This is a genomic window from Actinomadura fibrosa (assembly GCF_900659615.1).
GTDB classification, from domain to species: Bacteria; Actinomycetota; Actinomycetes; order Streptosporangiales; family Streptosporangiaceae; genus Spirillospora; species Spirillospora fibrosa.
Genome location: NZ_CAACUY010000012.1, coordinates 61,250 through 80,936, shown reverse-complemented (window position 1 = coordinate 80,936; position 19,687 = coordinate 61,250). Strand labels below are relative to the sequence as shown.

Annotated in this window: 22 protein-coding genes and 2 tRNA genes; 10 read left to right on the top strand and 14 right to left on the bottom strand. The window is 66.0% G+C overall.

Annotated features, from left to right (window positions below):
• Nucleotides 1-37: 37 nt before the first annotated feature.
• Nucleotides 38-892 (top strand): zinc metalloprotease HtpX, encoded by an 855-nt coding sequence (gene htpX, locus E1300_RS07480; protein ID WP_131756143.1) that lies wholly within the window; start codon nt 38-40, stop codon nt 890-892.
• A gap of 1 nt (nt 893) precedes the next feature.
• Here the strand turns inward: htpX and map are convergent, their stop codons facing one another.
• The gene (gene map, locus E1300_RS07475) at nt 894-1,661 is read right to left on the bottom strand and encodes a type I methionyl aminopeptidase (RefSeq protein ID WP_131756142.1); all 768 of its coding nucleotides are present in this window, start codon (nt 1,659-1,661) and stop codon (nt 894-896) included.
• 35 nt (nt 1,662-1,696) lie between these two features.
• Between map and E1300_RS07470 the strand changes: the two genes are divergently transcribed.
• Nucleotides 1,697-1,969, top strand: a complete 273-nt coding sequence (locus E1300_RS07470; RefSeq protein WP_131756141.1) for a helix-turn-helix domain-containing protein — start codon at nt 1,697-1,699, stop codon at nt 1,967-1,969.
• A gap of 90 nt (nt 1,970-2,059) precedes the next feature.
• Here the strand turns inward: E1300_RS07470 and E1300_RS07465 are convergent, their stop codons facing one another.
• Nucleotides 2,060-2,548, bottom strand: a complete 489-nt coding sequence (locus E1300_RS07465; protein WP_131756140.1) for a YajQ family cyclic di-GMP-binding protein — start codon at nt 2,546-2,548, stop codon at nt 2,060-2,062.
• A 152-nt stretch (nt 2,549-2,700) separates the two neighbouring features.
• Between E1300_RS07465 and E1300_RS07460 the strand changes: the two genes are divergently transcribed.
• Nucleotides 2,701-2,782 (top strand) — tRNA-Tyr (locus tag E1300_RS07460).
• A gap of 162 nt (nt 2,783-2,944) precedes the next feature.
• On the opposite strand, the gene E1300_RS07455 is transcribed toward E1300_RS07460, so the two are convergent.
• The 5 genes from E1300_RS07455 to E1300_RS07440 form a co-directional block, all read right to left on the bottom strand.
• Nucleotides 2,945-3,766 (bottom strand): protein phosphatase 2C domain-containing protein, encoded by an 822-nt coding sequence (locus E1300_RS07455; protein ID WP_131756139.1) that lies wholly within the window; start codon nt 3,764-3,766, stop codon nt 2,945-2,947.
• A gap of 10 nt (nt 3,767-3,776) precedes the next feature.
• The gene (locus E1300_RS07450) at nt 3,777-4,622 is read right to left on the bottom strand and encodes a sigma-70 RNA polymerase sigma factor region 4 domain-containing protein (protein WP_131756138.1); all 846 of its coding nucleotides are present in this window, start codon (nt 4,620-4,622) and stop codon (nt 3,777-3,779) included.
• 58 nt (nt 4,623-4,680) lie between these two features.
• Nucleotides 4,681-5,154, bottom strand: a complete 474-nt coding sequence (locus E1300_RS07445) for an ATP-binding protein (protein WP_242618998.1) — start codon at nt 5,152-5,154, stop codon at nt 4,681-4,683.
• A 76-nt stretch (nt 5,155-5,230) separates the two neighbouring features.
• Nucleotides 5,231-5,404, bottom strand: a complete 174-nt coding sequence (locus tag E1300_RS52240; RefSeq protein ID WP_242618997.1) for a hypothetical protein — start codon at nt 5,402-5,404, stop codon at nt 5,231-5,233.
• Nucleotides 5,401-6,033: a Scr1 family TA system antitoxin-like transcriptional regulator gene (locus E1300_RS07440; protein WP_242618996.1), complete on the bottom strand. Its 633-nt coding sequence runs from the start codon at nt 6,031-6,033 to the stop codon at nt 5,401-5,403. Before E1300_RS07440 ends, E1300_RS52240 begins: the two co-directional genes overlap by 4 nt.
• A gap of 345 nt (nt 6,034-6,378) precedes the next feature.
• Between E1300_RS07440 and E1300_RS07435 the strand changes: the two genes are divergently transcribed.
• The 4 genes from E1300_RS07435 to E1300_RS07425 all read left to right on the top strand — a co-directional run bounded on the left by E1300_RS07435 (nt 6,379) and on the right by E1300_RS07425 (nt 11,174).
• Nucleotides 6,379-8,106: a DUF262 domain-containing protein gene (locus E1300_RS07435; RefSeq protein WP_131756137.1), complete on the top strand. Its 1,728-nt coding sequence runs from the start codon at nt 6,379-6,381 to the stop codon at nt 8,104-8,106.
• Nucleotides 8,093-9,328, top strand: a complete 1,236-nt coding sequence (locus tag E1300_RS07430) for a type II toxin-antitoxin system HipA family toxin (RefSeq protein ID WP_131756136.1) — start codon at nt 8,093-8,095, stop codon at nt 9,326-9,328. Before E1300_RS07435 ends, E1300_RS07430 begins: the two co-directional genes overlap by 14 nt.
• Nucleotides 9,329-9,566: 238 nt before the next feature.
• Nucleotides 9,567-9,658: transfer RNA gene (locus E1300_RS49855), tRNA-OTHER, on the top strand.
• A 1,036-nt stretch (nt 9,659-10,694) separates the two neighbouring features.
• Complete coding sequence (locus E1300_RS07425; RefSeq protein WP_131756135.1) at nt 10,695-11,174, top strand: hypothetical protein; 480 nt, start codon at nt 10,695-10,697, stop codon at nt 11,172-11,174.
• A gap of 369 nt (nt 11,175-11,543) precedes the next feature.
• Here the strand turns inward: E1300_RS07425 and kilB are convergent, their stop codons facing one another.
• The 3 genes from kilB to E1300_RS07415 all read right to left on the bottom strand — a co-directional run bounded on the left by kilB (nt 11,544) and on the right by E1300_RS07415 (nt 14,827).
• Nucleotides 11,544-11,909, bottom strand: coding sequence for a plasmid transfer protein KilB (kilB, locus tag E1300_RS54325; protein WP_503104929.1), 366 nt, complete (start codon nt 11,907-11,909; stop codon nt 11,544-11,546).
• A gap of 466 nt (nt 11,910-12,375) precedes the next feature.
• Nucleotides 12,376-13,662 carry a tetratricopeptide repeat protein gene (locus tag E1300_RS07420; RefSeq protein ID WP_131756134.1) on the bottom strand — a complete coding sequence of 429 codons (1,287 nt, stop codon included), beginning with the start codon at nt 13,660-13,662 and terminating at the stop codon, nt 12,376-12,378.
• A 319-nt stretch (nt 13,663-13,981) separates the two neighbouring features.
• Nucleotides 13,982-14,827: a helix-turn-helix transcriptional regulator gene (locus E1300_RS07415; protein WP_131756133.1), complete on the bottom strand. Its 846-nt coding sequence runs from the start codon at nt 14,825-14,827 to the stop codon at nt 13,982-13,984.
• A gap of 100 nt (nt 14,828-14,927) precedes the next feature.
• On the opposite strand from E1300_RS07415, the gene E1300_RS07410 reads away from it, so the two are divergent.
• Nucleotides 14,928-15,692, top strand: a complete 765-nt coding sequence (locus E1300_RS07410) for an SDR family oxidoreductase (RefSeq protein WP_131756132.1) — start codon at nt 14,928-14,930, stop codon at nt 15,690-15,692.
• 2 nt (nt 15,693-15,694) lie between these two features.
• On the opposite strand, the gene E1300_RS07405 is transcribed toward E1300_RS07410, so the two are convergent.
• Both E1300_RS07405 and E1300_RS07400 read right to left on the bottom strand, forming a co-directional pair.
• The gene (locus E1300_RS07405) at nt 15,695-16,189 is read right to left on the bottom strand and encodes a hypothetical protein (RefSeq protein ID WP_131756131.1); all 495 of its coding nucleotides are present in this window, start codon (nt 16,187-16,189) and stop codon (nt 15,695-15,697) included.
• Between the two features lie 63 nt (nt 16,190-16,252).
• Entirely contained in the window at nt 16,253-16,882 is a 630-nt protein-coding gene (locus tag E1300_RS07400; protein ID WP_131756130.1) for an SDR family NAD(P)-dependent oxidoreductase, read from the bottom strand.
• 73 nt (nt 16,883-16,955) lie between these two features.
• Here E1300_RS07400 and E1300_RS07395 point away from each other — a divergent pair, with 73 nt between their 5' ends.
• Nucleotides 16,956-17,363, top strand: coding sequence for a MerR family transcriptional regulator (locus E1300_RS07395; RefSeq protein ID WP_131756129.1), 408 nt, complete (start codon nt 16,956-16,958; stop codon nt 17,361-17,363).
• On the opposite strand, the gene E1300_RS07390 is transcribed toward E1300_RS07395, so the two are convergent.
• Nucleotides 17,315-17,695 carry a RidA family protein gene (locus E1300_RS07390; RefSeq protein WP_131756128.1) on the bottom strand — a complete coding sequence of 127 codons (381 nt, stop codon included), beginning with the start codon at nt 17,693-17,695 and terminating at the stop codon, nt 17,315-17,317. The two genes, E1300_RS07395 and E1300_RS07390, sit on opposite strands and share 49 nt — an antisense overlap.
• A 186-nt stretch (nt 17,696-17,881) precedes the next feature.
• On the opposite strand from E1300_RS07390, the gene E1300_RS07385 reads away from it, so the two are divergent.
• Nucleotides 17,882-18,604 carry a protein phosphatase 2C domain-containing protein gene (locus E1300_RS07385; RefSeq protein WP_242618995.1) on the top strand — a complete coding sequence of 241 codons (723 nt, stop codon included), beginning with the start codon at nt 17,882-17,884 and terminating at the stop codon, nt 18,602-18,604.
• A 30-nt stretch (nt 18,605-18,634) separates the two neighbouring features.
• On the opposite strand, the gene E1300_RS07380 is transcribed toward E1300_RS07385, so the two are convergent.
• Entirely contained in the window at nt 18,635-19,675 is a 1,041-nt protein-coding gene (locus E1300_RS07380; protein WP_131756126.1) for a hypothetical protein, read from the bottom strand.
• Nucleotides 19,676-19,687 lie beyond the last annotated feature (12 nt).

The following is a 19,687-nucleotide window of genomic DNA, read 5'->3' as shown; positions in this document are numbered from 1 at the left end:
ACCGATGTCCTGAAGTCGACGGGGAGGCAACGGGAAAGTGCGGTTCAACGGCGTCAAGACGGCGGCTCTGATCGCTGCGCTGTCGGCATTGATGCTCGCGGTCGGCTGGGTCCTCGGCGGCGGCGCCGGGCTCACGATCGCCCTGGTCATCGCGCTCGGCACCAACGGCGTGGCGTACGTGTTCAGCGACCGCATCGCGCTCCGCTCGATGCGCGCCCACCCGGTCGGCGAGGTCGAGGCCCCGGTGCTCTACCGGCTCGTCCGCGAGCTCGCCACCGCGTCCCGGCAGCCCATGCCGCGGCTCTACGTCTCCGAGACCCGGCAGCCCAACGCGTTCGCCACCGGCCGCAACCCGCGCAACGCCGCGGTCTGCTGCACCCGCGGCATCCTCCAGATGCTGGACGAGCGGGAACTGCGCGCCGTCCTCGGCCACGAGCTCTCCCACGTCTACAACCGCGACATCCTCATCTCCTCCGTCGCCGCCGCGATCGCCACCGTGATCACCTACCTGTCCCATCTGGCGATCTTCCTGCCGATCGGGCGGTCCGAGGACGACGACGGCCCCGGGATCCTCGGTGCGCTCCTCATGCTCGTCCTCGGGCCCATCGCCGCCGCCGTCGTCCAGATGGCCATCAGCCGGACCCGCGAGTACCAGGCCGACATGTCCGGCGCCCGCCTCACCGGCGACCCCCTCGCCCTCGCCTCCGCCCTCCGCAAGATCGACGCCGGCACCCGGGCGATGCCGCTGCCCCAGGACCCCGAGCTCGCCACCACCAGCGCCCTCATGATCGCCAACCCGTTCAGCGGCGCCGGGATCGGCAAGCTCTTCTCCACCCACCCCCCGACGGCCGACCGGATCGCCCGCCTGGAGCGCATGGCCGGCCGCCGCTGACCTACGGCGCGGTCAGCACCACGGGCCCGTCCGCCGTGATCGCGACGGAGTGCTCGAAATGGGCGGCCCGGCTCCCGTCCGCCGTCGCGATCGACCACCCGTCCGGCAGCAGCCGCGTCCCGTCGTTCCCGCCCTCGTGGAACATCGGCTCGATCGCGATCGTCAGCCCCTCTTTTAGAACGAGCCCGCGCCCCGCCTTCCCCGTATTGGGAACGGCCGGCTCCTCATGCATCGCCGTCCCGATCCCATGACCACCGCAACCTTCAAGGATCCCGTAGCCGGCCTTCCTCGCCGTCCGCTCGACGGCATGCGAGATGTCCCCGAGCCTGCCACCGGGCACCGCCGCCGCGATCGCCCGCTCCAGCGCCTCCCGCGTGACGTCCATGAGCCGCTGGGCCCCCGGATCCGCGGCCCCGACCGTGAACGACCTCGCCGCGTCCCCGTGATACCCCCCGACCTCCGCGCCGAAGTCGATCGAGACCAGATCACCCTCCTTCAGCACCTGCCGGCCGGGGATCCCGTGCACGACCACATCGTTCACCGACACGCACAGCGTCGCCGGAAACGGCATGGGCGCCCAGCTCGGGCGGTACCCCAGAAAATTGGACCGCGCGCCGTTCTCCTTGAGGACCCGGGCCGCGACCGCGTCCAGCTCGCGCACCTCGATCCCCGCCTCCGCGGCCTCCTGCACGGCGTCCAGCGCCCGCGCGACCACCCGGCCCGCCTCGCGCATGATCTTCCACTCACGTGGGCTTCGGTAAGCAACCATGCGTAGATACTAATACCAGTATTAGAATGCACCCCATGGTCAGGACACCCCTCACCCAAGAGCAGCGCGACCGCGGCCGGGCCCTCGGCCAGATCCTCCGCGCCGCCCGCGGCCCCCGCAGCGCCGCCGCCGTCGCCCGCGACGCCGACATCTCCCTCGACACCCTCAGGAAGATCGAACGCGGGGCCATCGCCGTCCCCGCCTTCTACACCGTCGCGTCCCTCGCCCGCGTCCTGGACCTCGACCTGACGTCCCTCGCCCGCACCCTGGACGCCTTCGACGACCCCGCCTCGGAATTGGCCGGCTGACGCCCGAACCACCCGGCGGTACCCCGCGTCATAACAGTACGAGCGCGCCGACCACTTCTGCGGGGGAAGAAGTCGGCGCGCTCGCCTACGTCACCGGTAGTTGACGAACTGAAGCGCCACGTCCAGGTCCTTGCCCTTCAACAGGGCGATGACGTCCTGGAGGTCGTCCTTCTTCTTCGAGCTCACCCGCAGCTCGTCCCCCTGGATCTGGGCCTTGACCCCCTTCGGCCCCTCCTCCCGGATGATCTTGCCGATCTTCTTGGCATCGTCCTGGCCGATGCCCTCCTTCAGCCCCACGCCGAGCTTGTACACCTTGCCCGACAGCTTCGGCTCACCCGGATCGATCGACTTCAGCGAGATGCCCCGCTTGACGAGCTTGTCCTTCAGGACGTCCAACACGGCGTTCGCCCGTTCCTCCGTGTTCGCCTGGATGTCGATGGTCTCCCCGGACCACTTGATCCCCGCGTCCACGTTCCGGAAGTCGAACCGGTGCGCCACCTCCTTGGCGGCCTGGTTCAACGCGTTGTCGACCTCCTGCCGGTCGAGCTTGCTCACGATGTCGAAAGAGCTGTCGGCCATCGCACACACTTCCCCTCAGCAGCACCATCGCGGTCCTGGCAGCGTAGCGAGGAACCCCCACCCCCGCGCGCGCCCGGCACCCCCCGCTCCGATGTCACGACCACTCCCACCGTCCGCTATTCTTTCCAGTGCCGTCGCGAGAGCGACGCCACGGCGGGTTGCCCGAGTGGCCAATGGGAGCGGACTGTAAATCCGTCGGCTTAGCCTACGCAGGTTCGAACCCTGCACCCGCCACCCCACGCGAACCGGCCTCTGACCAGCTGCAACGGTCAGAGGCCGTTCTCGTTCAACCCTGAACGTCTCTGGCCCGCAGAACGTCCGTCGGCTATCTGCGCCAGACCCCTGTCGGAATTCTCTGGCCACGGCGGCGATTCGATGCTTTGCGTCCGTCCGCCCTCAGCCCCGGACGGCCCAGTAGACGGCGCTGGCGTCGTCGGACGCCTTGCCCCTTGGCCAGCGCGCCCCGTCCGGATCGGACCTTTCGGCTTCACGAGTCCTGGTGATCACCTCGGCCGGGCCGTCCTTACGGAGGACGCAGAGCAGGTCCGGCCAGGTGAGCAGGCGGAAGCGGTCGGCGAGCCGACTTGCACCGTCGCTCAGCAGGGCAACGGCGTCCAGGTCCGCCAGGGGAGTGGAACCCGTAAGGGCTTCCTCTGCGGCTTCCGGTCTCGTACTGGCCACCCAGAACCCGTCAGGTTGGTTGCGGTACTCGGCGAGCTGCTCGACCCGGCTACGCAGGCGCCCCGCGTGTTCGGCGCTTCCCAGTGCGGACTCGCCGGGGTCATCGAGTCGCGCGATCACTTGCGCGAGCCGATCGTCCGTGACGACCGTCGGCGCCCCGGTCGCCTGGTCGAGGACGAGGACGGCGTCAGATATCACCAGGTGTTCGATGCGATTGGTGAGTACCCGAGCAAGGGCCACGGTCGCCGACGGGGAGCCAGGGTGCCCGAGGTCACACGTGTCGGCGTGCAGTGCGTTGACTCGTTCGATGCTCAGCGCGAGCGCCTCGTTTAGGCCGATGCTGGGATCGGTGGCGGCCGCGAGTAGCAGGCCGCCGAGGTTGCGCGCGTACCAGGAGACCGAGTGCATGCAGCCCGATTCGAGTCCGGCTGGGGAGCCCGCTCCGTCGACCACGAGGAACAGGCCCGGTGCCGCCGCCGCGAAGTCCTCGTTGTCTCGTCCAGGACGGCCCGGTTCGCTGGCGATCAGCACACGCATGCATCCCCCGTCAAGTAGCCGCCTGGTCGTGCCGGTAGATCGGTGTCAGCAAATCGGTCCGCACCGGCTCGTGCGTGTCCGGCGTGTACTCGGTGCCGACCACGACCGAGAACCGTTCGTTGCCCACCTGCCCCCACAAGCTTCCGATATCCGTGGTCAGCAGGTGCACCACGCCCAACGAACCCTCAGGGTGGGTGCCCGCGATGGCGATGAAGCTTCCGTTGCCGTCCGGCCGAGCCAGGCGGCCCAGGTACCCCACGTCGTAGGGCCGCGCCGGATCGTCCTCCTGCCCGGACCGATGCTCCACACCCGTCCCGGTGTCACGCAGCAGCCAACCCACCTCGTCCCGCTCCCACTCGATCACGGGATCACTGTCGTACGCCGCTTGCATCGCGGGCGACATCCGAGGGCCGCAGATCACCAGCAGACCAGCCCGGTTGAGGTTGATCGTCCCGTCCAGCGCCACATGGTCATAACCGACCGACAGATCGAACGTCCGGGCGAGCTCTTCCAGCCGCTTGCCGGTCGTCAGGTCATCCAGCGCAACGTACGTGCGATCGCTCGTGGGGTCCGGCCGCAGCGGCGTCACCACGGTCACCTCACCCGAGCCAAGGAACGCGCCCTCAGGCGCCGGCCCCGTGTGCCGGATCTGATGGATGCGCCCGCGGCTCAGTCCTGCCGCGTTAGCGATCTGCGCGTACGACATGCCTTGCGCATGCAGGTCCTGGATCAACCTGCGTCGTAACCGGGCCAGTTCCGTGACTTCCTGCTGTGCCTCTGCCAGACGCTCAGTCGCCGCGCGCAACAGTTCGTACGGGTCGTCGATCTGCGCGATGCGCTCCAAGTCGCCGGGCATGACACCTCCTCTGGCCGCTGCCAGCGAGTCTAGGACCCTAGACACTGTGCCGGGAAGCTCATGACCAGTTGAGGAGCTGACAGTGCGCAGGCGCCGCCGACGGCGCGGTATCGGCGGCCCGCTCACACTGATGCGCCGACGACGTCCGCCCAGACCCGTCGCCCGACTCGCAGCGATTCGCTTCCCCAAGCCTCGAGAAGGCTTCGACGATGAACAGCCCACGTCCCCGGACCGCCTCAGTACCGGCCGGTTCGTCGTTCACGATGGGCGGTGACGGCGACCCGAAGTCGATGACCGACACCCGCACGTGGTCGCCGTGCAACTCCAGTTCGAGGACGAAGTGACCGCCCTCCTCACCGCTCGCCGTGTGCTCCACGGCGTTCGTGCATAGCTCGCTGACCACCAGCTCGACGGCCCGGAACAACTCATCCGGAACCCGCTCGAATACGAAGGTCCGAGTGAAGGCCCTGGCATGACTGATCGATTCCGGCTGGCCTGCGAACAGACGAGACAAGCGCGTCACGACGATCACCACCCGCGCGTCTAGGGGGCTACACACCCCGGGGAACACGCAGCGTATGACAGATCTAGGGGGCTATCCAATACGCTCAGTGAATAGAGCCTAGAACGTTCTCGAGATAATGCGCCGCCCGGCGCACCAGATCCCGCGCCTCGTCACCGAACACGGCCGCCCGCTCGAACGCCCCGAAGATCTCCGCGTACGCCCGCACCTCGTCCGCCCCGGTCAAGGTCATCTCACGCGTGAAGGTCTCGACCGTCACGGCCGCATCGTCGTAGAGCGCGAACCCGTGCAGAGGCACCCGGGCGCAAGCTCGCCCGGGACTACGCCAAAACGCACATGCGCCCGCTCCGAAGCGTCCACCAGGTGCCCGAGCTGTCCGGCCATGCATGCACCCGAGCCTGGCCACGTCCGCAAGGCAGCCTCAGCGACCACGAACATGAACCGCCGCCCGGCCTCGTCCAGCACCGCCCCGACCTTCGAGGCCGCACCCGCCGGATGGGCCCCGGCAGCGACGGCATACTCCGCCGTCCACAACAGCCGCGGAATCACCGCTGCCTCGAAGACCCGAACCTGTCGGGCCCCATGAACAAGCTCCGTCCCAGACGCGGCCCGGAACGACACGCCGGCATCAACCCGACGCGTGGCCGTCCCGGCATACGCCTGGTCGACCAAATCGGCCAGCCGCTCAAGCTCTGCCGGCCCCAACCCCAAAGCCCGGAACAACCGGCCGACGACCTCCGGATCAGCGACCCGTCGCCCCGTCTCCACCCGAGACACGGTCGGTTGAGGTACCCCAGCCCGCGAAGCCAGCCCAACCCCGGACAGCCCAGCAGCCGTCCGCAACCGCCGCAGCTCCTGCCCGATCTCCCGCAACCGCTCCTCACCCACAACCAAGCGTTCTACCACCAGCGGAGATCCCACACAGCCACTCGCCCCAGCTCACAGCCACCGACCAGACCAGCACACAACCCCGGATGAGAACTTTCTCTACGTCTTCAAGGGCGCCCGCTACGCGGCCGCCGCCGGACGGCCGGGCCGGGCATGCGGCCTCTCCGGGCCGACCCGCCCCGGCCGACCGGCTGTGCAGCCAACAAAGGCGTAGCAACGTCGGGCATGATGGTTCAGACTTGGAAGCACGTTCAACATGTTGCTTCCTCACACTGGAGGAGAGCAGGTCATATGCGGATAAACTTCCCGATCGAGGCGACGTTCGTGGCGTTGAAGGAGGCGTGAGTGGTGAGTGATGGACTAGATACAAGGCCGACGGCCTCAACCTTTGAGGTTGATCGCCTGATGAAACTTGCATGGAGCGGACAGATTCGCGTGCCGCACTTTCAGCGAGGTTTTCGCTGGGGGCAAGAAGATGTGAGGCGACTCTTCGACAGCATCGTGAAGGGTTATCCGGTAGGGAACCTTCTGTTCTGGGTCCGGTCTGCGCCTGCCGGAGAGGTGAAGCTTGGGGCTCTGCATTTTCCGGTAGAGCAAATGAGTCGGGCGCTCTGGGTGGTTGATGGTCAGCAGCGAATCGTGAGCCTAGCGAATGCCTTGCATCCACAAGGGCAGACTGATACAAGGTTCGCCCTCTCTTACGACCTGGAACGACGCCAGTTTGTTCAGACTTCTCCCGAGGGAAATCCGCTTATCATCCCTCTTCCTACACTTTTCGATCTCAAAGGAATCCTGAGCTGGTTCGCCAAGAATCCAGAACTAGTTGAATATGTCGAACATGCCAACGAGATCAACCAGAGTCTCCGGCAATTCCAGGTTCCCGCTTACCAAGTTTCCGATACGAACGTCTCCGTACTGCAGGACATTTTTTCAAGAGTGAATAGTTATGGGAAGCGGCTCAGTAGGGCAGAGATCTTTTCTGGGCTAACCGCAACTGATGAAGACACGCAAGTTAGCGAGAGTTCCAGTCTCACGATAGGACTTATCGCTGAAAAGGTCGAGTTTGAGCGGAACTTCGGCCGCATCGATGATGACACCATCCTATACTGCATCCTCGCTCGCCGTGGCCGTAACATTGCCCGCAATCCTCGTCCGGAATTTGACGAAAATAACAGGGCGACAGAATTCCCTGGAGAGAGTCGAGAAGACGCCTACCTTGCTGGCGCCAAGGCCATCGACCTTGCCGTTGAATTCCTTCAGGGAGAAGCGGGTGTCCCACACTTCAGCTTCCTTCCTTACCGAAATTTGCTTGTTGTCCTAGCGCGGTTCTTTGCGCACTTCCCACAGATTGATCGACGTGACCGGCAACTGCTGCGTCGATGGTTCTGGCGTGCAGCGATGGTCGGCCCCTATATTTTCAAAGGTAGCGCCACGGGAGCAATGCGCACGCTAGCTGGCAAGATAACCCCAGGTGATCTAGGAAGATCACTGACCGCCCTGCTAGCTGCTGTACAAACCGAAGTACGGCAGCCTCCCGCCGTCACCCGTCTGAAGACCAATGAGGGTGCCGGGCGTATTATACTTTGCTCATGGTGGAGCCTCAAACCTAAGTTGTGGAATGCTGAGCTCACAGAATTCAATGAGATCACTACCGAGCGTCTTGCTGACTGTCTAATAGATCGCTCGACTGCATCTTTCGCCCTTGAGACTGTCCTGCCTAACCGTTTCTTGCCTGTAGCACGTCGTCCCTGGGCGGCAAATCGCATTCTACTCGCGCCCCAGGATGATCAGGAGAGCGGAACCCTAGATGACCTGCTCCGGCGCGAACCCGGGGTTAGTTATGAGACGTGGCTTGACGCACTGACTTCCCACAATCTGAATCCAAGGATCAGGGATCTCTATAACGAGAGAAATTTCGGAGCCTTTGTTGAGAGCCGTCAAAGGCTAGTTGATCGAAATCTCAAGGACTTCCTCAATCGACTGTGTGAATGGGATTTCGAAGACACCCCATCCCTTGACAGGCTCATCTTGGAAGACGAAGAGGAAGAGGGCAGGGACGATGCGCTCTTCTGATCTTCAGGTATTTGGAGTGTGGCTCAATGAAGCTAGGGTTGGCACTCTGTATCAGAAGGTGGACAGAACCCGTTTTGTCTTGGATCCTGCATATATTGAAGATCCTAGTAGGCCCGTCCTCGGACTCACCTTCGAACAGAATCTACATCGAGCCCATTCGAGCCAACTCAAACTGCCGGAGTGGTTCTCCAATCTTCTTCCCGAAGGACGCTTGAGGCAGTGGATTGCTGAAGACAGGGGAGTCTCAGCCCAGAGAGAGATGGAGCTGCTAGCCCAGGTAGGCCATGATCTTCCGGGTGCGGTGCGTGTATTGCCAGACGATGAATCCCCAGAAGAAATAGCCTGGGAGGACTATCCGGGCTCGCAGGGCACCGAGATGCCTGAACAAGGGATTCGATTTTCCCTTGCCGGGGTTGCAATGAAATTCTCCATGTTGCGACGAGGGGACCGACTGACAATGCCAGCTTTCGGCGAGGGGGGCGATTGGATCGTTAAGTTGCCGGATGCAGTCTATGCAGATGTTCCTCGTAATGAGTTCACCGTGATGTCATTGGCTGCAGCCATTGGGATCGAGATACCCGAGATCCAGTTGATGCCACGAGAGAAGTTCGACGGCATCCCTGATCATGCCTGGCCGGGCGAAGAGGCATATGCGTTCGCTATCCGTCGATTCGATCGAGATGGCGGTCGCAATCGGATCCACATAGAAGACCTGGCTCAGGTTCGAAATTTCTACCCGTATCGCAAGTATGAAGGAAACTTTGAAACAATAGCTAGCTTGATTTATCGCGGTCACGATGAAACGGCCCTTCAGGAGTTCGTGCGTAGACTAGCTTTCTCTGTCATGATCTCCAATGGAGACGCTCACCTTAAGAACTGGTCGCTGATATATCACGACAAGAAAGTCCCTACGCTCTCCCCGGCATACGATTTGCTTTGCACATCGGCTTATCGGTTCAAGGAGACTCCCGAGGATCTTGGCCTCAGATTTGGTGGATCGAAAGCTTTTCATCGCGTCTCTTTGGGCACGTTCAGGCGCTTGCAGGTGCGGCTAGGAATAAGAAATATCGACCTACCTGAAATCGCTGCCCACGTGGCGAAAGAGGTGGTAGATCGATGGCCTGATTTTGCGGATAACATCAATGATAATCAGCGATTGCAGGATGCAATAAATGATAGCATAAAGATGCGTTTGAAGACCCTGCTTCGCTCTAGCAGTTAAGTGTTTTGTCTCGGGTGTTGCTTCAACTGCAGCGCTGAGGTTGAGATCTGGGAAGTGCATTGCGGAGCGAGCGTGAAGCGGGGGCCTCGCGGCCCCCAGCCCCCCGCGGGCCGGAGGGCACACCCGCGCGAAGCTGTCTGTCACACCTTGGGCACCGTTCGCGCGGGTGCGCCCTCCGGAGCGATGCGCGCGGCTCTGTGGTGACTGTGCCTAATGCGGGCCGAAGTTCGCCGGGCGGGTGGCGTTGGTGCAGGTCAGGTCGGTTCGGCGGGGGGACTGTAATCCGTCGGCTTAGCCTACGCAGGTTCGAACCCTGCACCCGCCACACCACGGGAAACGGCCTCTGACCAGGCGCAACGGTCAGAGGCCGTTTGCATCTCAAGATCCCCACATGCAGCCGACTGCCACCAGACGCCACCGTATGTCGCTGGTCGCGGAATATTCGCGGGATGGGAATCGGCCCGTTCCCGCAGGTCGCTCCAACAACGGGCAAGGGGTTGCGGCCCAGACAGCGCCGCAGGCGGTAGAGTCGACGATCCCGCCTCGTTCGGTTCGGAAGATGCGCCCGTCCGGTGCCGTCCCGAACTCGGCGATGTGTTCCCGGAGGATCTCCACCAGGACCGGCGGGCTCGGGACCGTGCGGATCTCATTCACGAGCTGGAGCTTGAGGCCACGCCGCTCGTGAGTGGCCCCGCTGCAAGCGCCGACCCCTCTCGCGCTTGCCCACGCAGGTCACCGCCGTGAGGCACTCCCGCCCGATCTCCCGCAACCGCTCGTCACCCACGACCAAGCGTTCTACCGCCAGCGGACATTCCGCAGCCACTCGTCCCAGCTGACAAACACCGAGCAGACCAGCACATGATGCCGGACGAGGATGTCCTCTACGTCTTCAAGGGCGCCCGCTACGCGACCGCCGGCGGCCGCCCGCCCCGGTGCACTGGGAGTGCGGCCGGTCCCGTCCGGCCCCCGCCGCGCCGGATCGCTCGGCCGCCTCTCTTAACGGAGCGCCCAGGAGGCCACGAGAGCGACCATGCTAGGTGAGAGCAGGGGGCATCCCCTGTCTCCACGCTGTAGCCACGCGCCGAGGACGGTTGATCGTGGGCGACTCTGGGGTTTTACCGCCGCCGGACCCCCTGCGAGCCGGAGCACTCATCCGCGCGCGTATCCGTCTGTCATACCGTCTCGCCCTTCGCGCGGAACAGCACTCCGGAGCGATGCGGCCAGGCGAGGTAGGCAACGAGCTGGCGCAACAGAAGGGGGACGAGCACAGGCCGGGCAGCGGAAGGGGAGCCGCGGCCCTCAGGTCGGTGGCCGTGCTCCATAAAGCCATGGTCCGTTGGTTACGTCCGTCATAGGCTCCGCTGCTATGTCATGGATTCCCGTGCTGGCTACTGCGATGGGTGCCGTCATCGGACTGGGCTCGGCATTGTTGACCGAACACTTGCGCTTCCGACGAGAACACCACCAAAGATTTGCGGCCGTGCGGCGCGAAGCCTACACGGATTACTTGTCCGCCCTCCACGAAGCCAACGAGGCGATGCGCGGGGTTGCGCTCGGAGAGTATCCCGATTCCACTCCCCAGCAGGCCGCCAGAGCCGCATTCCGCGCCGCAGGAGTCACGAAGGCGCGCGAACACATCATTCTTGTCGCACCACCCGCCGTGATCACCGCAGCGGACCAAGCGTTCCGCAGCCTGCGCACCATGCGCGATCGCATCGGCCAAGGAGAACAACTGGCCGAATACGAGCCAGTGCTGCTGGCCTACGGCGAGCATCTCCACGAACTCAGAGACGCGATCCGCCACGACCTGGGCGCAAGCGGAGGTGCCCCACAGATCCCGCTCTGACCGTCCATGGGAGACATGATCACTGGCAGTTGGCATCACGGAAAGCACGAGCCAGCTGCTAACGCAGGTGCCAACAACAGCCCTGGACGATCTTGGACGGCATCACGGCGTCGTGGATGCGCTGGATCACGACGTGCCGGTCGACGTCGGAGTAGGGCTCGATGCTGAGGCAATAGACAGACCTGGACGGGGACGGAACCCAGGCATTCGAGGGGCCTGCTGAACAGGTCAGAGGACAAGCTCGGACGGGTGTGAATCTCGTCCGTGAGACGCGTCATGAACCGGTGTTGTCCGCGAATTGTAAGTGCCTGCAACGGCTCCCGGCTTCGTCGGGAGCGTCCGTTCTGGCGAGACCTCGCAGGTGCAGTCTCAGGCGACGCGCACCTTAGCGCTGGCAGCCTTGATGAACACGTCGAGTGCCTGCTCTGCACGCCCTTCGCGCTCCCTCACTTGCTCCTCGGTATCGGCGTAGTGAACTACAGCAGTGAGTTCCAATGCCTGCTCAGCGCAACGTGTGAGCTGTGGTCCCGAGGACCCGGCCGGTTTGCGCACGTCGTAGTCGACGACCGCGCCGGCGGAAGGAACGCCTTTTCCGGCGACTTTCGTTTTCCTGCGGTTCGCGGGTGGTGTGGTCTCCGCCTGCTGGGGCGGGTGTGTCGGCGTGGGGGTTGGTTCCCGGAGCCATGTGTTTGGACGTGCCTTCCGTCGTGTTCGCTGGGGGTCCGGCTCGACCATCTGCTATGGCGGCGCGCTGGCTTTCGAGCGTCGTCTAGCGATGGGCGCTGAGGGTGTGCCTGCGCCTACGGTGCGGGACTTTGTTGCTGCTGCGGGTTAGAACTTGCTGGTGGTGCCGTGGGGGGTATTGAAGTTGCGTGCCGGGGGTAGCGGCTGGGCAGGGGCGTGTCGCTCGACGGGTATCTGGGAGCGGAGGTGAGACCCTTGGCGCACGCATACTGGGTTTTCTTTGGATTCCTCATGGGGGCGGTCATCGGCATGAACGTCTACTTGTATCGGAAGGGCGGGCCCGGGCCGCCTGTCGGCTATCTTCCCCGCCGTCTGCGGCCATGGCTCAACAGGGAATATGCCAAACGAGGATGGGCAAGACCTTTTGACAGCGACGGCAACCGCATACCGCCCCATATGAGAATCTGAAGGGTCAGGTTGATGGCCGGGTAGATCCCGACATGTTCTTGGGTGTGGGTTAGGTTGCTTTGCCTTTGGTTATGTGGATGTTCATTTCCTTGAAGTCTAGGGTTATGTTGTAGGGCTTGAAGAAGCTGTGGGCGAAGTCGGCCCATACGTTGAAGCCGTAGCGGCGGGCGACTTGCATGTTCGGGTTTGTTACGCAGTAGGCCTCGTTGGCTACGGCGTCGCCTAGGCGGATCTGCTTGGGGTAGCAGGGGTAGGCGATGGTCGGGTGGCTGTGGGCGGCGGTTTCGAGTGGGCGATCGTAGTCGGTGCGGACTTTGAACTGCTTGGAGGTCTCCTCGGGCATGCCCGCGACGTTCTCGCTGACTCCGCCGGGGTTCACGGCCATCACGCGTGGGCTTGAGCCGGCGATGCTGCCCTTGCTGTGCACCATGTGGTCGAAGGCCAGCCATAGGGGGAGAGGCTTGGTGCTCGTTCGGGCGTAGGCGGCGCTTACCTTGCTGGCTGCTTCGGGTGTCGGGCGGCGGAGGATGAGTGACCGGCCTGCGTAGTCGAACGTGGTCAGCAGGTGGTAGAAGACCCACGTGCCTATGAGGCCGTCGTAGCCGTTGTCGATGTCTTCACCTGATGCTGTTGTCGACCAGCTCACAGGGATGTTGCGTAGTTCCATGTCGCCCAGCTTGAGCGAGTCCAGCATTCCGTAGTACAGCCACTCGCCTGTGTCGAGCTGTTCCTGGGCCACGGCGCGCAGGCCGACTTCCTTGGCCACTGCTGAGGACACGCCCAGGCTGGGGGCGCCGACGTAGAACATGAAGCGCTTCGCCGGGCCGCCGTTGACCGAGGCTTCGACCAGCGGGAACGGGTCCGTTTGCTGCCAGGGGAGCCGGGCTGTGTCGCCGTGGATCTCGTACGCGTTGCTGGGGACCGCCGCGAACCACTTGGCGTAGCCTTCGTCGCCTATCGCCTGCCAACGTGGTGCGGCGAGGGAGAACTTGTCCTGCCGGAGGTAGCAGTCGCCCAGGAGCCGGTTGGTGTTCGTGTCGTCGGGCGCCAGCTTGAGGGCCGTGTTGAGGTACTCCTCTGCGTCGGTGAAGTTGTTGCTCAGTAGAGCGACGTAGCCGCGTTGGCGTGTGGCCTGGACGTTGTTGGGGTCCTTCTTGAGGATCTCGTCGTATGCGCGGCCCGCTTCTTCGAACTGCCCCGTCTGGAAGAGGGCATCCGCGTCGGTGGTGTCGGCTCGTGCCGTGCCTCCCAGCAGTGGAGCTGCGGCGGTGGCGCCGGCCACTATCGCTGCTCCTCGTAACAGTGAGCGGCGGTTCCACTTCCCGTCCTCAGTCATGGTCCTCCGTCGGTCGGCCTTCGGGGCCGGGCGCCATGTCTTTGGCGCGGCTCCTGGGCCCTCATTGGAGGAGGACGGGTGTTGCGGACTTGTATGCGTTTTTCGATACGGCCGCGATATGTGGGACCTGGTAGGTGTTCTGGGTGTCAGGTGCCGCGGAGTGCAGGGTGGTTTTCCAGGGGGTCGGCGGTGCCCGTGAGGACGAAGATGCCGTCGCCGCCCTCCGGAGGGAGCCGACTGGATTGGCGGGGTGCCGTCTCGCCTTGCTGGTGGGGTGTCTGTGGACGTGCTCGCCCTAGGTGGTGGATTGATCAGGCTGTCAGGTGGATCGGGCTGTTGGTTGGTGGCCTAGGACTGATAGGAGTTGTAGTTTCTCGTAGTCCTCTGTGCGGGGGGCGGCTGTCAGGACTAGTAGGGCCTGGGACTGGTCTTCGGTAAATAGGGCCTGGCAGTCTAGTTCTATGGGGCCTATCTCGGGGTGGATCAGAGTTTTGTGGTCCTCGAAGCGTCTGGCTACCTCGTGGCGTTCCCATAGGTCGGTGAATTCGCTGCTGGCTTTGTGGAGGGCCGTTACCAGGTCGCCGGCTCGGGAGTGGGGGCCCATTGAGCCGTAGGCGGCGCGGAGGTTCGCTACCTGGGCGCGGCTTTGGCGGTCGCGGTCGTCCTCGGGGTAGCGGAGGCGTTCGCGGGGGTCGGTGAACCAGCGGTAGATGCCGCTTCGGGCCAGACCGGTGTAGCCCGACTGTTCGCCGAAGAGGGCGTCGGCCATTCGGTTCTGGACCAGGGTTTCGCCCAGGTTGGACAGGATGAGGGCGGGGGTGTCGGCGAGGCGGTCCAGGACGCGGAGGAGGGCCGGAGCTACGTGGGTGGTGACGGGGTATGAGGTGGGGGCGTTGTGGCCCGCTATCTGGAAGAGGTAGTCGCGTTCGCCTTCGGTGAGGCGGAGGGCGCGGGCGAGGGAGGACAGCATTTGCTCGCTCGGTTGCGGGCCGCGCTGCTGTTCCAGGCGTGTGTAGTAGTCGGTGGACATCGTCGCCAGGGCGGCGACTTCCTCGCGCCTGAGGCCCGGGGTCCGGCGGCGGGCTCCTGTGGGGAGTCCTATGTCCCCGGGACGGAGTGCCTCGCGGCGACGGCGCAGGAAGTCGGCCAGGGCGGGACGGTCCATATCTCCATTATGGGCGGGTGCCGTGGGGCAGCCAGGGATCGGCGATCCCCCGATGAGGGGTCTCTGCATGCGCGGCGGAACTTGGGTGAGGATCCTAGGTATGAACCTTACTGGGAACACCGTCTTCATCCCCGGCTCCACCAGTGGCATCGGCCTCGCGCTCGCCGTCGGGCTGCATGAGCGGGGGAACACCGTGATCGTCGGGGGCCGGCGCGCAGAGCTGCTGGAGCGGATCGCCGAGGAGCATCCCGGGATCGACACCGTCCAGATCGACACGGCGGACGCGGAGAGCGTCGCGTCCGCGGCGCGGGAGGTGCTGGCGCGGCATCCGGATCTCAACGTCCTGGTCGCGATGGCCGGGATCATGCGGGTGGAGGACTGGCGCAAGCCCGAGACGTTCCTGGCGTCGGCGGAGGAGGTCGTGACCACGAACGTGCTGGGGCCGATCCGGCTCATCGGGGCGTTCGTCGAGCACTTGCAGGGACGGCCGGACGCCACGATCGTCACGGTGTCGTCGGGGCTGGCGTTCGCGCCGCTCAGGGCGACGCCGAGTTACAACGCGTCCAAGGCCGCCATTCACATGCTGAGCGAGTCGCTGCGGTTGCAGCTCGCCGGGACGAGCGTGAAGGTCGTGGAGCTCGTGCCGCCGTCGGTGCGGACGGCTCTGCTGCCCGGGCAGGAGAGCAGCGACTTCGCGATGCCGCTCGACGAGTTCGTCGGGGAGGTCTTCGAGCTGCTGGAGACGCAGCCCGAGGCCAAGGAGATCCAGGTCGAGCGGGTGAAGTTCCTCCGGTACGGCGAGGCGCGCGGTGACTACGACCAGGTCGTCCAGACGCTGAACGCCGCCGATCCGCACGGCAAGTAGCGTCAGCCGGCCGGGCGGACGCTGGAGAGGCAGTAGATCAGTTCGCCGGCCTTCTGCGCGCGGCGGGTGAGGGCGATGAACTCCTCGATGAAGTCGAGGACGGAGTCGACGAATCCGGCCTTGGTGAACTCGCGGGTGCGGGACCAGCGGTCCGCGATCCAGGGGAGTGCGTGGTCGTCGACGTCGGCGAAGGAGTCCCGGAAGAACGACGGCAGTTCCATGAGGACGAGGCCGGTCTCCCATGCGTCGTCTTCCGGTAAGGCTTGGGACGCTCCAAGGGAGTCGCCGGGCCAGATGATTTCGCACTCGACCAGATCGACGTCCCAGGAGCGGTTGAGGACGAGCGCGAGCAGGCGTCCCATGATGATGAAGGGGTCGCAGCCCTTGGCCGGGAAGCGGTCGAGCGGTGGTTCCTGCGCGCCGTGCAGGATGGTCAGCAGGGGTGCGTGGGCGGTTTCGCGGTCGGGTGCCCGGAAGTAATCGAAAAGGACACCCACGAAACTTCCTGCCTTCGCTCGGACGACAGAGCCGGTTCATTCTACTGAGCGGAAGGCCGGTGGTCAGGTGCCGGTGTGCAGGACCTCGTGCTGCCATTCGCCGCGGGGTTGCGCGTGGAGGCGCCAGTAGTGCTCGGCGATGTCGTCCGGGTCGAAGGGGGTGCCCGGGGCCACGGGGCCGGCCACGGTGACGCTGGCGACGTGGACGTTGGACGGGCCGTAGGTCCGGTCGAGAAGTGTGACGAGGGTGCGGACGCCCGCCTTGCCGAGGGAGAGGCTGACGTATTCGGGTTTCGGTTCGGGCATGCCTCCGGTGATGAGGATGGTCCCGCTGCCGCGCCGGGCCATGGCGGGGGCGATGTGGGCGGCGGCGGTGAGCGCGCCGACGACGTTGACCGCCCAGGCGTCGAGGTGGCCGCGCGCCGACAGTTCGCCCGGCGCGTCGGCCTGGATGACGGCGGCGTTGTAGACGACGACGTCGGGGAGTCCGAGTTCGGCCGTGGCGCGGTCGAGGGCGGCGCGCAGGGCCTCCTCGTCGGTGCTGTCGGCTTGGAGGGTGAGGGCTTGGACGCTGTTTTCCAGGGTCTTCTCGCTGCGGGCGATGAGGGCGATGGGCAGGCCCTCTCGGGCGAAGCGGCGGGCGACGGCCTGGCCGATTCCGGGACCCGCGCCGATGACGACCGCACCGGGCATCGGTGCCTCCTTCCGTTCGGGACAATGGGACGGTAGGGCGTCACATCGGTGTGAGGGTCAAGCGGAGGACGGCATGCGGATCGGTGAGCTCGCCGCCGTGACGGGGGTGAGCAGGCGGCTGCTGCGCTACTACGAGGAGCAGGGGCTGCTCAGGCCCGTCCGGTCGGGGAACGGCTACCGCGAGTACGCCGAGTCGGACGTCGCGGCGGTGCGGCATATCCGGGCCCTGCTCGAAGCCGGGCTTCCCACCGCGGTCATCGCGCCGCTGCTCGGCTGTTTCCACGACGAGGGCGAGCGGATGGTGCCGTCGCCGTGTCCGGATATGGTGACGCGGCTGCGGCGGGAACGCGCCCGGGTCACCGAGGCGATCACCCGGTTGCGGTCGTCGCAGGAGACCCTGGACGCGTTGCTCGCGGCCGCGCAGGGCGACCCTCAGCCGATGGCGACGGCCTCGATCTCCAGGAGCCAGGACTCGTCGTAGATCCCGGTGATGATGACCGTGACGGCGGGGCGGTGGTCGCCGAGGACCTCGTGGCGGATCGCGGCGTTGGCGTCGCGGTACCGCCGGTCGGAGAGGTAGATGGTGACCTTGGCGAGGTTCCGGACGGTCATCCCCGCACCGGCGAGGACGGAGACCACGTTCGCCCAGGCGAGCCGGCACTGCGCGTCGAAGCCGGCGGGGGTGTCGCCGTCGGTCGTCCACGGGGGCTGGCCGCTGACGAAGAGGGTGCGGCGGGCGTTCTCGACGAGCGCGCCGTGCGCGTAGGCCGGTGACGGTGCCGGGAGGTGGGCCGGGTCGATCGGTTCGATCATCGGTCCATTGTGTCCGTAAACGCGGTGCGGGAGTGGTCGTGCGTGGTCTCCGGGACGTCCGCGAGCGGTGACCGCGTCGTTGGCTGCCCGGGTCCGCGGCATGTGGGCGGGATGGTGAGGGTTTGGTGCACTCGGACCGAAACCGGGGTTCCAGCGGGTAGACCTGCATTCGTGCAGGTGAGTTACGTGAGTGAGGCGACGCCGGGACGTCCGAACGAGGACTTCGTCGCGGCGGGCCCCGGCTGGGTCGTGCTGCTGGACGGCGCGACGGCGCCGCCGGGGGTGGACAGCGGGTGCCGCCACGACCCGGCGTGGCTGGTGCGGCGGATCGGCGGGCAGATCGCGGCGCGGATGGCGCTGGAGGACGGCAAGCCGCTGCCGGACCTGGTGGCCGAGGCGATCAAGGTGACCGGGGAGGCGCACACGGCGACGTGCGACCTGGGCAATCCGGACAGTCCCTCGTCGACCGTGTCGCTGCTGCGGCGGCGTGAGGACGTCGTGGAGTGGTTCGTCCTGGCGGACTCCCCGATCGTCATGGACGTGGGGGAGGTGCTCGTCTTCCGCGACGACAGGGTCGACCGGCTGCCGAGCTACACGTTCGAGGCGGTCCGGAGGTCGCGGAACAGTCCGGGCGGTTTCTGGGTGGCGGGCACGCGTCCGGAAGCGGCCTACGAGGGGCTGACCGGTGAGGTTCCCGTGCGGGGGCTGCGGCGGGCGGCCGTGCTGAGCGACGGCGCGTCCCGGCTGGTGGAGCGGTTCGGGCGGCTGGACTGGGACGGGCTGCTCCGGCTTCTCGACCGGGAGGGGCCGCGCGAGCTCGTCAGGCGGACCAGGGACGCGGAGGCGTCGGCGGCCGTCGCCGGGGGGAAGCGGTACGACGACGCCACCGCGGTCCTGGTGCGCTTCTGAACGCCACCGCCGTCCTCGGTCCGGTTCTGATCAGAGCGGGTTCCTGGCCGGGGCGATGTGGGGCCACCAGCCGGCGAGGTCCTCGGGCAGGTGCGCGCCGTCCAGCGTGAAGGTGGCGCGCATCAGCGGGAAGCGCCGCCCGGCCGGGAACGTCCGCTCGTAGGACGGCGGGTCCAGGACGACGACGCGGGTGCCGTTGACGGCGGGGATGTCGGCGGGCACGCCCTCGTTGTAGATCCATTCGCCGTGCGCGTCGACGAGGTTCCACGGGCTGGAGATGATCGGCCGGCCGGGCGGGACGTCGGCGTCCAGGAAGCAGGCGATGATCTCGGGCGCGGGCGGGGTGCCGGGCAGGCCGCCCGGGCGGCCGGCGAGCGCGCCCGCGAGGAGGGTGTGAAGCTGGAAGTTGTCGCCGATGCCGCCGATGGTGACCGTCCAGCCGCGGCGGCTCTCGCGGTCGAGGACGAGGAGGCGCTCGCCGTCCAGGACGCGCAGGAGCCCTTGGACGTACTCCATCTGGCCGTGGTATCCGGCGGCGCGGCCGGCGGCGAAGGCGCTGAAGTCGCGGTCGGTCAGCCCGGCGCGGACGGCGGGGGACACCGACAGGACCGTGCAGGCCGCCATCGCGAACTGCGGCAGCGCGAACCACGCCATCATCGCGGCGACCGTGCCGTCGCCGAGCTTCGGCGCGAGGGTGTCGACGATCTGCTGGGACGGCTGCGCGTCCTCCATGCCGGGCGGCTTGCCGCCGGTGGCCTCCTCCCAGGCCTCGCCGAAGGCCAGGGCGGACGCGGTGACGTCGGTGAGCCGCTCGACGACGGCGCGGCCGGCGGGCACCGGGTCGGCGCCGTTCTCGATCCAGGCGCCGGCGAGGACGGCGAGCCAGCCGCCGAGGTTCGGGGGCGCGCCCGCGATGCCCTCGGCCAGCCGGGGCATCGCGGCGTCCATCTCGGCGGTGGACGCGGACTGGGCCGCCTGCATCATCCGGGGGAGGAGGTCGCCGAAGGAGCGGTCCTCGACGAGGGAGGCTCGGACGAGCTCGTCGCAGAGCCGCTGGAACGCCGTACTCATGATGATCACCCT

Bases quoted from the DNA above. Each gene is read 5' to 3' on its own strand.
- E1300_RS07430 (WP_131756136.1), top strand. From the start codon at position 8,093: ATGCGCTCTTCTGATCTTCAGGTATTTGGAGTGTGGCTCAATGAAGCT.
- E1300_RS07450 (WP_131756138.1), bottom strand. From the start codon at position 4,622: ATGCCCGGCGACTTGGAGCGCATCGCGCAGATCGACGACCCGTACGAA.
- E1300_RS07415 (WP_131756133.1), bottom strand. From the start codon at position 14,827: ATGGACCGTCCCGCCCTGGCCGACTTCCTGCGCCGTCGCCGCGAGGCA.
- kilB (WP_503104929.1), bottom strand. From the start codon at position 11,909: ATGGTCGAGCCGGACCCCCAGCGAACACGACGGAAGGCACGTCCAAAC.
- E1300_RS07455 (WP_131756139.1), bottom strand. From the start codon at position 3,766: ATGCGTGTGCTGATCGCCAGCGAACCGGGCCGTCCTGGACGAGACAAC.
- map (WP_131756142.1), bottom strand. From the start codon at position 1,661: ATGGTTGCTTACCGAAGCCCACGTGAGTGGAAGATCATGCGCGAGGCG.
- E1300_RS07425 (WP_131756135.1), top strand. From the start codon at position 10,695: ATGTCATGGATTCCCGTGCTGGCTACTGCGATGGGTGCCGTCATCGGA.
- E1300_RS07390 (WP_131756128.1), bottom strand. From the start codon at position 17,695: ATGATCGAACCGATCGACCCGGCCCACCTCCCGGCACCGTCACCGGCC.
- E1300_RS07400 (WP_131756130.1), bottom strand. From the start codon at position 16,882: ATGCCCGGTGCGGTCGTCATCGGCGCGGGTCCCGGAATCGGCCAGGCC.
- E1300_RS07410 (WP_131756132.1), top strand. From the start codon at position 14,928: ATGAACCTTACTGGGAACACCGTCTTCATCCCCGGCTCCACCAGTGGC.
- E1300_RS07395 (WP_131756129.1), top strand. From the start codon at position 16,956: ATGCGGATCGGTGAGCTCGCCGCCGTGACGGGGGTGAGCAGGCGGCTG.
- E1300_RS07380 (WP_131756126.1), bottom strand. From the start codon at position 19,675: ATGAGTACGGCGTTCCAGCGGCTCTGCGACGAGCTCGTCCGAGCCTCC.
- E1300_RS07470 (WP_131756141.1), top strand. From the start codon at position 1,697: ATGGTCAGGACACCCCTCACCCAAGAGCAGCGCGACCGCGGCCGGGCC.
- E1300_RS07465 (WP_131756140.1), bottom strand. From the start codon at position 2,548: ATGGCCGACAGCTCTTTCGACATCGTGAGCAAGCTCGACCGGCAGGAG.
- E1300_RS07420 (WP_131756134.1), bottom strand. From the start codon at position 13,662: ATGACTGAGGACGGGAAGTGGAACCGCCGCTCACTGTTACGAGGAGCA.